The sequence below is a fragment of the Micromonospora sp. NPDC050686 genome (genome assembly GCF_040654475.1).
Lineage (GTDB): Bacteria > Actinomycetota > Actinomycetes > Mycobacteriales > Micromonosporaceae > Micromonospora.
Window position 1 is genome coordinate 1 of sequence record NZ_JBFAID010000001.1, and the last position, 12,325, is coordinate 12,325.

At 75.4% G+C, this 12,325-nt stretch carries 13 protein-coding genes; 6 read left to right on the forward strand and 7 right to left on the reverse strand.

Going from position 1 to position 12,325, the window contains the following annotated elements; translation table 11 throughout:
- Window positions 1-90: 90 nt before the first annotated feature.
- From AB0H57_RS00005 to cofC, 5 genes are read right to left on the reverse strand one after another with little or no spacing between them, the layout of a single operon-like run.
- Complete coding sequence (locus tag AB0H57_RS00005) at window positions 91-966, reverse strand: NUDIX hydrolase (RefSeq protein ID WP_357501240.1); 876 nt, start codon at window positions 964-966, stop codon at window positions 91-93.
- Complete coding sequence (locus tag AB0H57_RS00010; protein ID WP_357501241.1) at window positions 954-2,483, reverse strand: CYTH and CHAD domain-containing protein; 1,530 nt, start codon at window positions 2,481-2,483, stop codon at window positions 954-956. The genes AB0H57_RS00005 and AB0H57_RS00010 overlap by 13 nt, the downstream gene beginning before the upstream one ends.
- 19 nt (window positions 2,484-2,502) lie before the next feature.
- The gene (locus AB0H57_RS00015) at window positions 2,503-4,731 is read right to left on the reverse strand and encodes an RNA degradosome polyphosphate kinase (RefSeq protein ID WP_357501242.1); all 2,229 of its coding nucleotides are present in this window, start codon (window positions 4,729-4,731) and stop codon (window positions 2,503-2,505) included.
- A gap of 50 nt (window positions 4,732-4,781) precedes the next feature.
- Window positions 4,782-4,979: a cold-shock protein gene (locus AB0H57_RS00020; protein WP_357501243.1), complete on the reverse strand. Its 198-nt coding sequence runs from the start codon at window positions 4,977-4,979 to the stop codon at window positions 4,782-4,784.
- 23 nt (window positions 4,980-5,002) lie between these two features.
- Window positions 5,003-5,650, reverse strand: a complete 648-nt coding sequence (cofC, locus tag AB0H57_RS00025) for a 2-phospho-L-lactate guanylyltransferase (protein ID WP_357501244.1) — start codon at window positions 5,648-5,650, stop codon at window positions 5,003-5,005.
- A gap of 118 nt (window positions 5,651-5,768) precedes the next feature.
- Here cofC and AB0H57_RS00030 point away from each other — a divergent pair, with 118 nt between their 5' ends.
- The 5 genes from AB0H57_RS00030 (at window position 5,769) to AB0H57_RS00050 (ending at window position 10,735) form a co-directional block, all read left to right on the forward strand.
- Window positions 5,769-6,509 carry a lysophospholipid acyltransferase family protein gene (locus AB0H57_RS00030; RefSeq protein WP_357501245.1) on the forward strand — a complete coding sequence of 247 codons (741 nt, stop codon included), beginning with the start codon at window positions 5,769-5,771 and terminating at the stop codon, window positions 6,507-6,509.
- The gene (locus AB0H57_RS00035; RefSeq protein ID WP_357501246.1) at window positions 6,506-7,513 is read left to right on the forward strand and encodes an NAD(P)H-dependent glycerol-3-phosphate dehydrogenase; all 1,008 of its coding nucleotides are present in this window, start codon (window positions 6,506-6,508) and stop codon (window positions 7,511-7,513) included. The genes AB0H57_RS00030 and AB0H57_RS00035 overlap by 4 nt, the downstream gene beginning before the upstream one ends.
- Window positions 7,514-7,519: 6 nt before the next feature.
- Window positions 7,520-8,638, forward strand: coding sequence for a cystathionine gamma-lyase (locus AB0H57_RS00040; protein WP_357501247.1), 1,119 nt, complete (start codon window positions 7,520-7,522; stop codon window positions 8,636-8,638).
- 180 nt (window positions 8,639-8,818) lie between these two features.
- Complete coding sequence (locus AB0H57_RS00045) at window positions 8,819-9,610, forward strand: putative protein N(5)-glutamine methyltransferase (RefSeq protein ID WP_357501248.1); 792 nt, start codon at window positions 8,819-8,821, stop codon at window positions 9,608-9,610.
- Window positions 9,611-9,682: 72 nt separating this feature from the next.
- Window positions 9,683-10,735, forward strand: coding sequence for an ROK family protein (locus AB0H57_RS00050; RefSeq protein WP_357501249.1), 1,053 nt, complete (start codon window positions 9,683-9,685; stop codon window positions 10,733-10,735).
- 32 nt (window positions 10,736-10,767) lie between these two features.
- Here AB0H57_RS00050 and AB0H57_RS00055 read toward each other — a convergent pair whose 3' ends face one another.
- Both AB0H57_RS00055 and AB0H57_RS00060 read right to left on the reverse strand, forming a co-directional pair.
- The gene (locus AB0H57_RS00055) at window positions 10,768-10,968 is read right to left on the reverse strand and encodes a DUF397 domain-containing protein (RefSeq protein WP_222953203.1); all 201 of its coding nucleotides are present in this window, start codon (window positions 10,966-10,968) and stop codon (window positions 10,768-10,770) included.
- A 4-nt stretch (window positions 10,969-10,972) separates the two neighbouring features.
- On the reverse strand, window positions 10,973-11,818 hold the full coding sequence (locus AB0H57_RS00060; protein ID WP_357501250.1) for a helix-turn-helix transcriptional regulator: 846 nt from the start codon (window positions 11,816-11,818) through the stop codon (window positions 10,973-10,975).
- A 290-nt stretch (window positions 11,819-12,108) separates the two neighbouring features.
- Here AB0H57_RS00060 and AB0H57_RS00065 point away from each other — a divergent pair, with 290 nt between their 5' ends.
- The gene (locus AB0H57_RS00065; protein WP_357501251.1) at window positions 12,109-12,324 is read left to right on the forward strand and encodes a hypothetical protein; all 216 of its coding nucleotides are present in this window, start codon (window positions 12,109-12,111) and stop codon (window positions 12,322-12,324) included.
- The last annotated feature ends 1 nt before the right edge of the window (window position 12,325 follow it).

Genomic DNA, 12,325 nt, shown 5'->3' on the forward strand with positions numbered 1-12,325 from the left:
TCAAAACCGGCACGCCCTACAACGAGACGACCGCCTGGCCACACCACACCGCCGAACCCGCTACTTGACACTCGTACGTCCTGGGATGTCTTACAGGCGGTCGGCGGCGAGGAGGCGGTCGCCGGTGAAGGCGAGCAGCCAGCCGCCGCCCTTCGGCGTGGTGAAGTCGTCGGACCGGCCGGTGAGGTGCGCCAGCAGGCCCGGGATCACCTTGCCCTGGCTGCACACCGCGACCGGGTCGCCGGCGACGGCGAGTTCGGTCAGTCGGGCCGCCGCGGCGAGCGCGCACTCGTCGGCCTGCTGGCCGGGCCGCGGTTCGTCCAGGTCGCCGCAGACCTCGATCGGCAGGTCCAGCAGCGCGGCCGCCGGGTCGAGGGTCTGCACGCAGCGTCGGGCCGAGGCGGCGAGCAGGCGTACCGGGCGGACCACGGCGACCAGGTCGGCCAGCGCCCGCGCCTGCGCCCAGCCCTCCGGGTCCAGCGGCCGGCCGTGGTCGGGACCGGTCCAGGTGCCTCGCTTGCCGGCGTGCGCGTGCCGGACCAGCACCATGGTCGCGGTGACCGGCGGCAGCGCCGCGAACGCGGCGAGCACCTCGGCGTCGTGCGGGTAGCTGACCAGCCGGGCCGCGTCGTCGACGGGCAGCCAGCGGACGTCGTCGACCTCGGTGTCCGGCTGGAAGCCGCCCTGGGCGACCGCCCGCATCGACCAGTGGTCGACCACCTTGGGGCGTCCCTCGCTGCGGTAGTGCGCGGCGGGGAGGCGGACCTGCGGCACCGCCCGGACGTCGGTCTCCTCGGCGATCTCCCGTACGGCGGCGAGCAGCGGATGCTCGCCGCGCTCCAGCTTGCCCTTCGGCAGCGACCAGTCGCCGTAGCGGGGACGGTGGATCAGGCAGACCTCGACCGCCGCGCCGGCCGGCCGCCAGACCACCCCGCCGGCCGCCCGGATCCCGGTCACGGCAGCCATCTCGTCCGCCGCCGCCGGCTCGCCCGCCGCCAGGCGGTCGGGAACTCGGCGCGGGCGCGGCGCACGGTCTGGCGTTCCCGTTCCAGCAGCCGGCCCGCCTCGACCGCCAGCCGGTGGTCGTCCGGGTGCTGGCCGGCGAGTTCCGCCCAGGTCCGGGCGGCGACCGCGGCGTCCTGGTGCTCGCCGAGCAGGTCCTGAATCCGGGCCAGCGCCTTGGCCAGCCTGCGGGCGTCCCGGCCGACCACCGGGGTCGCCGCGCCGGCGGCGTACCGGGCCTGCTTGGCCCGCTTGCGGACGGCGTGCCAGCGCTCGTCCGGCCCGAGCGGGTCCAGCGCCGCCGCCCCGCCGTCCGCCGCCCCGCCGGCCAGCTTCCGCCACGGCCGGGCGACCAGCCGGGGCAGCACCCTGCGCGCCGGCCGGTCCGCCCTCCGGGTGAGCCGGGGTGCCCGCGCGGCCAGCACCAGCGCGTCGACCAGCGCCAGGTAGCGCGGGGAGCGCAGCGCCTCGTCCACGGCGGCCAGCGCCGTCTCCTGCCGGCCGGCGAGGGCCGCGTCCAGCCGGTCCACCGCCGCCGGGTCCACCGGGCAGGTCGGGTCGGCCGCCGCGGTCCGCCGCAGCCGGTCCCGCAGCACCTCCACGTCCCGGGCCGGGCCGAGCACCTCGGCCAGCCACTTCAGCTCTGCCCGCAGCGGGCGGGCCCAGCCGGGCCGCAGCAGCGGGCGGAAGGTCCGCAGGTCGCTGCGCAGCCGCCGGCAGCCGACCCGCATCTGGTGTACGGCGGTGTCGTCGTCGCCGACCGGGGCGCGTAGCCGCACCAGCGGATCGTGCGCGAGCAGCCGGGCGACGTCGTCGCGGATCGCCTCGGTCACCACCGCGCCGGCGGTCGGCTTCGCCGGCAGCTCGGCCGGTGGCACCAGGTCCGGCTCGCCCCGGGCGGCTTCCCCGAGCGCCCGTACGTGCTTCGGCACGAACTCCCCGCCCCGGGCGCCGGCACCGGTCAGCACCGCGCCGATCCGGTCCAGCAGCGCCCGGTCACCGCCCTTGCGCTCCACCTCCAGCTCGCGGAACGCGTCGGTGCTCCGTCCGGCCGGGTCGAGCACGGTCACCCGGTCGTCGACCAGCTCGGCGAGCACCCGGCCGTCGGCGTCGCGCACCTCGTACGCGTGCCGTTCGGTGCGTACCGTCACCGCCGGGGCCAGCGGGGCGCCGCGGGCGAAGACGGTGACCAGCCCGGCCAGTTCGGCCGGCGGGTCACCGGCCGGCCCGGGCCGGGAGATCTCGTGTCGCAGCCCGGGGGAGTCCGTCGGCAGCTTCACCGTCCAGGGCGGCTCGTCGCCGGCGCGGTGGCGCAGCGAGGCGCCCGAGCGGGCCAGCCGCAGGTCGGCGGTGTCCAGGTAGCCGGCCACCAGGGTCACCGGGGCGGCGGCCACCACCGTGCCGCCGGCGGGCGCGACCCCGGACAGGTCGGGCAGGACGAAATCGTCCGGCACCGCGTACTTGCGCTCCTCCTCGACCATCCCGTCCTTTCGTGGTCGCTCAGCCGGCCGTGCCGCCGACGCGGCGCAGCAGTGTCTCCTGCAAGTGGACCAGCGGGGTGTCCTCGGTGCCCGTCCGCCGGCTCCACGTGCCGTCGGCGGCCAGTTCGAAGGCGTCCACCTCCGGGCTCATCGCGCAGCTGAGCACGCGGTCCAGCTCGGCCCGGGCGATCGGGTCGCTGACCTGCACCAGCGCCTCCACCCGCCGGTCGAGGTTGCGGTGCATCAGGTCGGCGGAACCCATCCAGAACTCCGCCTCGCCGTTGTTGCCGAACCGGAAGACCCGGGAGTGTTCCAGGAACCGGCCGAGGATCGAGCGGACCCGGATGTTCTCCGACAGGCCGGGCACCCCGGGTCGCAGCGTGCACATGCCCCGGATCAGCAGGTCGACGTGGACGCCGGCCCGGGACGCCCGGTAGAGCGCGTCGGTGATCTCCTCGTCGACCAGCGCGTTCACCTTGAACTGCACCAGCCCCGGCATGCCGAGCCGGACGTGCTCGATCTCCCGTTCGATCCGTTCGATCAGGCCGCTGCGGATGCCCTGCGGCGCCACCAGCAGCCGCCGGTACGCGGTCTGCCGGCTGTAGCCGGTGAGCACGTTGAACAGGTCGGTCAGGTCGGCGCCGATCTCCGGGTCGGCGGTGAGCATGCCGAAGTCCTCGTAGAGCCGGGCGGTCTTCGGGTGGTAGTTGCCGGTGCCGATGTGGCAGTAGCGCCGGATCTGGTTGCCCTCCTGTCGTACCACCAGGGCGGTCTTGCAGTGCGTCTTGAGCCCCACCAGGCCGTAGACCACGTGGCAACCGGCCCGTTCCAGGGTGCGCGCCCAGCCGATGTTGGCCACCTCGTCGAAGCGGGCCTTCAGCTCCACCAGCACCACCACCTGCTTGCCGGCGGCGGCGGCGTCGACCAGCGCGTCGACGATCGGGGAGTCGCCGCTGGTGCGGTACAGGGTCTGCTTGATGGCCAGCACGTTTGGGTCGGCCGCGGCCTGCTCGATGAAGCGCTGCACGCTGGTGGCGAACGAGTGGTACGGGTGGTGCACCAGCACGTCGCCGTCCCGCAGGGTGGCGAAGACGCTGCGCGGCACCTCGCCCTCGGTGAGCCGGGGGTGGGTGGCCGGCACGAACGGCTTGTCCTTCAGCTCCGGGCGGTCCGCCGCGGCGTACACCTGCCAGAGCGCGGAGAGGTCGAGCAGGCCGCGCACCCGCAGCACGTCGTGGCTGTCCATGTCCAGCTCGCGGACCAGCAGTTCCAGCATGTGGTCGGAGATGGAGGCGGCCACCTCCAGCCGGACCGGCGGGCCGAAGCGGCGCCGGGCCAGCTCCCGCTCCAGCGCCTGGAGCAGGTCCTCGTCCCGGTCCTCGTCGACCTCCACCTCCGCGTTGCGGGTGACCCGGAACAGGTGGCACTCCACCACCTGCATCCCGGAGAAGAGCTGCCCCAGGTGCACGGAGATCAGCTCCTCCACCGGCAGGAACCAGACGCCCGGGCGGTCCTGCTCCACCCGGACGAACCGGGGCACGTTGTTGGGCACCTTGACCCGGGCGAACAGCTCCGCCCCGCCGTCCGGGTCGCGGACCGCCACCGCCAGGTTCAGCGACCGCCCCGAGATGTACGGGAACGGGTGCGCCGGATCCACCGCCAGCGGGGTGAGCACCGGGAAGATGTGCTCGCGGAACCAGGTGCGCAGCCGCTCCCGCTCCGGGTTGTCCAGCTCGGCCCAGCGCAGGATCTGCACCCCCTCGGCCGCCAGCTTGGGCTGCACGTCGTCGACGAAGCAGGCGGCGTGCCGGGTGACCAGGTCGGCGGCCCGCTCGGCGACCAGCTCCAGCTGGGTGCGCAGCGGCATCCGGTCGCCGCCGCGCACCGGCAGGCCGGCCTGGAGCCGGCGCTTGAGCCCGGCGACCCGGACCATGTAGAACTCGTCGAGGTTGCTGGCGAAGATGGCCAGGAACTTCGCCCGCTCCAGCAGCGGGGTGCGCGGGTCCTCGGCCAGCGCCAACACCCGGGCGTTGAAGTCGAGCCAGGACAACTCCCGGTTGAGGAAGCGGTCCTCGGGCAGCGGATCCGCCACCGGCGGCTCGTCGCCCGTCGGGGGTCCCGCGTCCATCACCTCCTCCAGACCGGCCGAGTCGGCCCCGCGGCTGCGGGTGCCGTTGCGCGGCTCGGCGGAGGGCGGATCGTCGGTGACGGACGGCTGGCCGGCGGAGTGCTCGCGAGGGGTGCTCACCCGCCCATAATCACCCGATCCGGGTTAACGCAAAATGAACTTGGCCCGGATCATGCCATCGTCGGCAAGGTCACCCGGATTACCTCGCCCCGTTCGTCGGTCTCCACCCGGACCCGCTGCCCCAGCCGCAGCAGCCGCAGCCCGGAGGCGTCGAAGGCGCGGGTGGGAAAGGGCAGCTCCGTGCCGTCGTCGAGGAGCAGCAGGCCGCTGCGGGTCTGCGCGTCGTAGCTGGCCACCGTGCCCTGCATGCCAGCACCGTACACCGGGGCCCTCAGCCGGTCGGGCCGGCGGCCCGCTCCGCGTCGACCAGCGCGGCGCTGGCCGGGCCCAGCCCGATCCGGGCCGCCGCCGCCAGGTCGGCGGCGGTGTCCACGTCCCGGCGCAGCGACGGCCAGCCGCCGGCCAGCGGCAGCGCCCCGCTGGCCGCGTGCGCCGCCGCCGAGCCGGCCCCGAAGTGCGGATCCAGGGGTACGCCCCGCGGCGCGGCCAGCAGCACCGTGCCGGTGCCCGGGGCGTCGGCGACGAACCGGCGTACCCCCGGGGGGCCGGCCTGCGCGGCGGCCAGCGCCTGCGCCAGCTCGGCCGGGCGTAGCGCCGGCAGGTCCGCGGTGATCCCGGCCACCCCGGTGCCGGCGGCGGCCGCCGCGCCGTGCCGGAACGCGGCGTTCAGGCCGGCGTCCGGCAGGTCCGGCACCACCCGGGCCCCGAGTTCGGCCAGCTCCGCCCCGGCCCGGGGATCCGCGGTGACCACCAGCACCTCGGCGACCAGCGGGCAGGCCCGCACCGCGCGGACCGTGTCGGCCGCCAGCGCCAGCGCCAGCGCGTCGTGCGGTACGCCGGGCAGGGCACCCCGCAGCCGGCTCTTCGCCGCGTCGAGGCGCTTCACCGGCACCACCACGGTCCAGGTCGGCTCACGCACGGCAACACATCCTGCCAGCAGGCGAAGGTACCCTCACTGGCCGTACCCGGGGCGAGCAGGCATGATTTCCCAGCGGACCGCGGCACGGGTGCGGACGCGTGGGCGACGAGGAGGCAGGGTGACACGGCGCAGCCTGGGATTCTGGCGACGGTTCGCCGTGGTGCTGGTCAAGCCCGTGATGACCGTCTGGACCCGGCGCACCTGGCGCGGGATGGAGCAGCTGCGCGACACCCCCGGCGGGCTCATCATCGTGCCCAACCACCTCTCGCACGCCGACCCGCTGGTCTCCGCCCACTTCGTGTACGACTCCGGACGCTGGCCGCAGTTCCTCGGCAAGGCCAGCGTCTTCCGGGTGCCGGTGATCGGCTGGATCCTGCACCGGTGCAAGCAGATCCCGGTCGAGCGGGGCAGCGTCGACGCCGTCAAGTCGCTGGACAAGCTGGTCGCCGCCCTGGCCGAGGGGGGCGCGGTGGTGATCTACCCGGAGGGCACCACGACCCGCCATCCCGACCTGTGGCCGATGAAGGGCAAGACCGGGGCCGCCCGGCTCGCGCTGGCCACCGGCGCGCCGGTGGTCCCGGTGGCCATGTGGGGGCCGGAGAAGATCTTCGACCCGCGTACCAGCCGGCTGAGCCTGCGGCCGCGGATCCCGGTCACCGTGGTGGCCGGTCCGCCGGTCGACCTGAGCCGGTGGGCCGGGGCCACCCCGAGCCGGGCCACCCTGGACGAGATGACCGAGGCGATCATGCTGCGGCTGCGCGACATGCTCGCCGAGATCCGGGGCGGCACACCGCCACCCCTGTGGGAACGCCCGAGCCGGAACCGACCCAGTGACCAGCGCCCGGAGGCGGCAGCGTGAGCGGACATGTGGCGGTGCTCGGAGCGGGCTCGTGGGGCACCGCGTTCGCCAAGATCCTCGCCGACGCCGGGCGGGACGTGACGGTCTGGGCCCGACGGGCGCCGGTGGCCAAGGTGATGCGCGCGCAACGGCGCAACCCGGAGTACCTGCCGGAGCTGCTGCTGCCGGCCCGGGTGGACGCCACCGACGACCCGGCGGCGGCGATCACCGGCGCGGAGCTGGTGGTGCTGGCGGTGCCGTCGCAGACGCTGCGCGGCAACCTGGCCGAGTGGGCGCCGCACCTGCACCCGGACTCGACCCTGGTCTCCCTGATGAAGGGGATCGAGCTGGGCACCACCCGCCGGATGAGCGAGGTGATCGTGGAGACCGCCGGGGTGACCCCGGACCGGGTGGTGGTGGTCTCCGGCCCCAACCTCGCCCCGGAGATCGCCGCCGAGCAGCCCGCCGCGACCGTGGTCGCCGGCACCGACTCCCGGCGCGCCGCGCTGGTCCAGTCCTCGATCCGGACGGCCTACTTCCGGCCGTACACCAACGACGACGTGATCGGCTGTGAGCTGGGCGGCGCGGTGAAGAACGTGATCGCCCTGGCGTACGGCATCGCCACCTCGATGGGCTTCGGCGACAACACCCGGGCGATGCTGATGACCCGGGGGCTGGCCGAGACCGCCCGGCTGGGCGTGGCGCTCGGCGCCGACCCGATCACCTTCGCCGGCCTGGCCGGGATGGGTGACCTGGTCGCCTCCTGCTCGTCGCCGCTGGCCCGCAACCGCACCTTCGGCGAGCACCTGGGCCGCGGCGAGACGCTGGAGCAGGCGCAGGCGGCCACCCGGCAGACCGCCGAGGGCGTGAAGAGCTGCCTGGCCATCCGGGACCTGGCCCGCGCGCACGGGGTGGAGATGCCGATCACCGAACAGATCGAGCGGATCTGCCACGAGGGGATGGACCCGCGGCTCGCGGTGGACGCCCTGATGAGCCGGACCGCCAAGCCCGAGTCGTACGAGTAGGCGGCGATGGGCGAATACCGCGACGGGACCCGGTGCGTGCGGGCGGGACTGCCCGAGCCCGTGCCGGGGGAGCCGTTCCTGCCCGGGCCGGTGCTGGCCGCCCCGTACCACCTGGACCCGTGGCGGGGCCCGGAGGCGGCGGCGAACGGCTACGGCCGCCCGGACAATCCGACCCGGCGGCTGCTGGAGGCCGCGATCGGGGAGCTGGAGGGCGGCGACTGCCGGGTCTTCGCCAGCGGGCAGGCGGCGATCACCGGGCTGCTGCTGGCCCTGCTGCGACCGGGGGACACCGTGCTGCTCCCCACCGACGGGTACTTCCCGGTGCGCGCCTTCGCCACCGACACCCTGGCCGGCATCGGGGTCCACGTGCGGTTCGTGCCCACCGCCGGGCCGTACCCGTCCCTCGACGGGGTCCGGCTGGTGCTGGTGGAGACACCGGCGAATCCCGGGCTGGACGTCGTCGACGTGGTCGAGCTGGCCGCCCGGGCGCACGCCGCCGGTGCGCTGGTCGCGGTCGACAACACCACCGCCACGCCGCTCGGGCAGCGCCCGCTGGACCTCGGCGCGGACCTGGTGGTCGCCTCCGGCACCAAGGCGCTGACCGGCCACTCGGACCTGCTGCTCGGCTACGTCGCCACCCGCTCGGCGGAGCTGCTCGACCCACTGGTGTCGTGGCGCACCCTCACCGGGGCGGTGCCGGGGGCGTTCGACGCGTGGCTGGCGCATCGCTCGCTGGCGACCCTCGACCTGCGGCTGGGCCGGCAGACGGGCAACGCCGAGGCGGTCGCCCGGGCGCTGGCCGGCCGCGCCGACGTGGCCGGTCTGCGCTGGCCGGGGCTGCCCGCCGACCCGGCGTACCCGGTGGCCTCGGCGCAGATGCGCCGGGTGCCGGGAGTGCTCTCGTTCGACCTCGGCAGCGCCGACCGGGTCGCCCGGTTCCTCGACGCGGCCCGGCTGGTCAACGCGGCCACCTCCTTCGGCGGCCTGCACACCACCGCGGACCGGCGCGCCCAGTGGGGCGACGACACCGCGCCCGGCTTCGTCCGGCTCTCCTGCGGGGTGGAGGACGCGGCCGACCTGGTGGCCGACATCGTCACCGCGCTCGACGCCGCCGGCCCCGCCTGAACCGCCCGCCCCACCCGGCCCGGAGCGCCGGGCTGGGTTATCGTGACGGCGGCCCCGCACCGGGGCCCCGACCGGAGGAGGTGAGTCCGATCCGACCGACAGCAGGACCGGCGCTCCCTCCCGGATCCGGGTCGCGATAGCGGCCCCGGGAGCGCCGACGAGCGTTCCCGGAGGTTCCCCATGAGATCTGTCGCGTACCACCCCGACCGTGCCGCCCTGGTCCGCCGGCTGCGCGCCGCCGGCTGCGTCTTCGCCGAGGACGAGGCGGAACTGCTGATCGCCGCCGCCGATTCGGCCGAGGCGCTGGCCGGGCTGGTCGAGCGTCGCCTCGCCGGCCACCCGCTGGAACACGTGCTGGGCTGGGCCGAGTTCTGCGGCCTGCGGGTCGCCGTCGATCCGGGGGTGTTCGTGCCGCGCCGGCGTACCGCCCTGCTCGTGGCGACCGCGGCCCGGCTGGCCGCGCCGCGGCCGGCGATGGTCGAGCTGTGTTGCGGCACGGGCGCCGCGACGCTGGCCCTGATGCCGCTGGTCGAGCCGCGGTGGGCGGCGGCCGTGGACGTCGACCCGGCGGCCGTGGCCTGCGCGCGGCGCAACCTGGCCGGGCCGGGGGTGCCGGTGTACGAGGGGGACCTCTTCGACCCCCTGCCGGAGACCTGGCGGGGCCGGTTGGACCTGGTGGTGGCGAACGCCCCGTACGTCCCGACCGAGGCGGTGGCGCTGCTGCCGCCGGAGGCGCGGCTGTACGAGGCGCCGGTGGCGCTCGACGGCGGGCCGGACGGGCTGTCCGTGCTGCGCCGGGTGGCCGAGGGCGCGGCCCGCTGGCTGCGGCCCGGCGGCCAGCTGGTGGTCGAGTCGAGCGGCGCGCAGGCCGCCGGGCTCTGCGCGGTGCTGGACGGGTGCGGCCTGGCGCCCACCGTGGTCCGGGACGAGGAGGCGGGCGCCACCGCGGTCGCCGGCCGCCGGCCTGGCTGACCAGCCATGGCGGTACGGCCGGCGGCGAACTAGCCTCACGTCAGGCGGGTTGCGGTGGGAGGCGGTGGCGCGGTGGGCAGCGTGGGTGTGCCGGTGGTGGTCGGGCTGGACAACGGCGGCACCGCCAACAACGCCACCGTGCTGACGCTCGACGGCCGGTTCCTGGTCGACGGGCTGCTGGAGATCCCGAGCGAGGTGCGCTCCGGGCCGGACGTCGCCGTCGAGGCGTTGGCCCGGGCGTTCGACAACGTGCTGGCCCGCACCGGGGTGCCCCGGGAGCTGGTCCGCGCGGTCGGGCTGGACACCCCCGGCCCGGCCAGCGCGGCCGGGGTGATCTCCTCCCGGGGCTCCACGAACTTCGTCCACCCGGACTGGCGCGGCTTCGACGTGCGCGGCGCGCTGGAGCGCCGGCTCGGCCTGCCGGTGGCCTACCACAACGACGGCAACGCGGCGGCGCTCTACGCCCACCACGTCCACTTCGGAGCCGACGCGCTGCGCCGCTCCTCCGTCGCCGCGATCGTCGGTACCGGCCTCGGTGGCGGGGTGATCGAGAGCGGGCGGGTGGTCACCGGCGCGGCGGGGATGGCCGGCGAGTTCGGCCACGTGCACATCCCGCTCACCGGCCTGCTCGGCGCCGGCCAGCCGGTCCCGACGTGCGCGTGCGGCTTCTCCGGCGACGCGGAGAGCGTGGCGTCGCTGACCGCCATCGAGCGCAACCTGCTGCCGTACTGGCTGGGCCGGCACCCCGGGCACCCGCTGGCCGGGGAGGGGCCGGCGCGGGCCGCGAAGCTGGTCCGCGGGTACGCCGAGCGCGGCGACACGCTGGCCCGGGAGCTCTTCGCCCAGCAGGCGATGGCGTTGGGCCGGCTGTTCACCATCGCGGCCAACTTCACCGACCCGCACGCGTACTTCGTGGGTGGGGGCGTGGTGGAGGCGGCGCCGGAGTTCCGCGACTGGTTCCTCGCCACCGTGCGGGAGCACACCGTGCTCCGGGACGAGCAGGCCGAGGTGGCCACCTTCGCCCTGGTCCCGGAGCGGGACATGGCCGGCGCGCGGGGGGTGGCCATCGCGGCGGCCGAGGCGTTGCGCGCCGTGCCGGCGCCCCGGTCGCTGGTCGGCGGCTGAGGCGCCGGCGGTTCAGCGGCGCGGGCGACGGGTCAGCGGCGGGGCGGCGCCCCGGCGAAGGCGGCCCAGGCGGCGGGCGGGAAGAGCAGGACCGGCCCGGCCGGATCCTTCGAGTCGCGTACGGCGACCGTGCCGGGCAGGGCGGCCAGCTCCACGCAGGCGCCCTCGTCGCCGCTGTGGCTGCTCTTGCGCCACCGGGCCACGGCCAGCGCCGCGCCGATAGTCGGGGTCATGGTCCTACCGTCCCTTCAGGAGGTGGTGGAGCTGGTCCCGACTCGCCGCCGGAGTCAGCGCGACGGTCCGGAGATGCTCCATGATTTTGGTGCAGGTGCGCAGGTCGCCCGGCCGGTCGAGGACCATCTGCCCGGCCACGGTCTCCACCGAGGCGATGAGCGGGTCCTCCGGGTCGGCGAACTCCAGGATGTGCAGCGAACCCCGGGTGCCCCGGTGGTAGCCGGCGCTCAGCGGGATCACCTGGACGGTGATGTTGGGCAGCTCGGTCATCTTCAGCAGGTGCCGTAGCTGCCCGTCCATCGCCGTCCGGTCGCCCACCGGGCGCAGCAGGGCCGCCTCGTCGATGATCGCGTCGAGGATCGGCGGTTCGTCGCCGGCGAGCCGCTGCTGCCGGTCCAACCGCAGGTGCACCCGCTGCTCCACCTGCTCGTCGCCGAGGGTGTGCGGGCCGCCGCGCATCACCCCCCGGATGTAGTCCGCGGTCTGCAACAGCCCGGGCACCACGCAGGGTTCGAAGTTGGCGATCCCGGTGGCCTCGGCCTCCAGCGCGATGAAGTCGATCGTGCGCCGATCCAGCAGGTACGAGTAGGAGACCCACCAGCCGGGCTTGCGGGCGTCCTTGGCCAGCTGCACCGCCGCCGCCACCTCGTCGCCGCCGACGCCGTAGAGGGTGAGCAGGGCGCGCACGGTGGCCGGGTTGACCAGGGTCTGCGCGTTCTCGTACCGGGACAGCGTGCTCCGGGTGCTGTTGATCTCGTCGGCGGCGGCCTCGAGGGTGAGGCCGGCGGCCTCGCGGTGGGTGCGTAGGGCGATCCCCAGCCGTCGGGCCCGTGCGGTCTTCGGTGCCATGCATCGATGGTCGCACATCGGTGGGAGATCGGGCATGAGAGAACGTCGATGAGAGTTGCATTCATGCGTTCGTACCTGTCAATCTGTAACCACGTCCTCACCGCCGGTTGTCGTGGCGACGGCGGTGGTGAGCGACGGAAGGGGATGGGGCGCGCGGCGATCGGGTTGGTCCCCCGGACTCGATCGCCGCGTGCCACGTCCGGACCGGGAGGAGCCGGGATGAGGACCACCACCCGCGGGCGGGCCGGCCTGGCTGACGAGCCGCGGTGGGACGGGCCGGTCGGTGCCCGATGACCCGGTTCCTGGTGGTGCTCACCGACGTCCGCCCGCTCGACGGCCGGGTTCGCAACGAACGAACCTGCCCCGAGCGGCGCCGCCAGGTCGTCGGCGCGAGCAGCCGCGAGGCGGCCGACCGGATCGCCGGGGCGTTCATGGCGCTGGGCATGGTCCGCGCCGGCCGGCAGCGGGTCAAGGTGATCGCCGTCGGGTGGGGCCGGGAGGGCTGAG